Here is a 1,014-nt window from a genome sequence, read left to right as displayed (position 1 = left end):
CGCGAAGGCTCTGACCGAGCGGGGTGCCGTAGCGTTCTGACTGCATCAGCGCCAGACAGACCGATTTGACACCTTCAAGTCCGGTGCGCTTCGCAAGGTTCTCATATGCAACCTTGCGATCCTGCAGATAAGACAGTTCGGCCGTGGTCAGCGTGAATTCCTCGGCCAACGCCACCGACTGCGATCCGATCTCGATGGACACGCGGCGAAATGCGACTTCGATGGACATGCCAGACTCGATGCAGATCAGCAGCAGATCGAGCGCGTCCGGAAATGCGCGGCGGATCGACAGCTGGCGCTTGGAGATCGCATTCTTGAGAAAGATCATCGGCGCCTGCAGGCCAAGATAGGCGGCACCGAGGCACATGCCGATCTTGATGGGCATCGATTGCTCCATCCGCGAGATCACGAACACGTAGAGGATCGCGAAGACGAGGAACACGATCGGTGTCACCGCGCGGAAGAATAGGAAGGTGATATAGGGCGCCTGGCCGCGATAGCCGGCCATGACCAGCTTGTCGAGCGCGGCTTCCTGYGCCAGCCACTTGCCGAGGTTGAAGTCGGTCACGACCTTGGAGACGAGTTGCTTGGGCGTCTGGCGCAACGACACTCTCTCGCCTTTCGCCATGCGGTCCCGCTCGCGTTGCCGCAGCCGCTCCCGTTCGCTTGCGACCGCCTTCATGCGCTTGGCGAGGCCATCGCCGGCGAACAGCGGCGTAAGCAGGCTGTAAGCCGTCGCTGCAACCGCGATCGCGGCCAGCATCATCGTCATGAAGCGGACGTCGTGGAGCTTTGCTATCAGGATATCGACCATGTCAGCACCATCAGAAGTCGAAGTTGATCATGCGCTTCATGACGAAGATGCCGCAGGACATCCAGACCACGCAGGCCGCCAGCATCAGCCGGCCCGTCGGATGGGTCCACAGCAGCGAAATATATTCAGGCGTGCTGAGATAGACGAGCAGCATCACGATCGGCGGCAGCGAGCCGATGATGCCGGCGGACGCCTTGGCT

At 60.9% G+C, this 1,014-nt stretch carries 2 protein-coding genes; both read right to left on the bottom strand.

The window, feature by feature from the left end; all coding sequences use genetic code 11:
* Positions 1-814 (bottom strand): type II secretion system F family protein (locus AC1DU6_RS32685; protein ID WP_477862419.1); only part of this gene is annotated, 814 nt, incomplete at its 3' end.
* 10 nt (positions 815-824) lie between these two features.
* On the bottom strand, positions 825-1,014 hold a 190-nt coding region (locus AC1DU6_RS32680; protein WP_477862417.1), incomplete at its 5' end, for a type II secretion system F family protein.

This window comes from Roseateles sp. P5_B10 (assembly GCF_056400485.1).
This window is presented reverse-complemented; position numbering and strand designations above follow the sequence as displayed.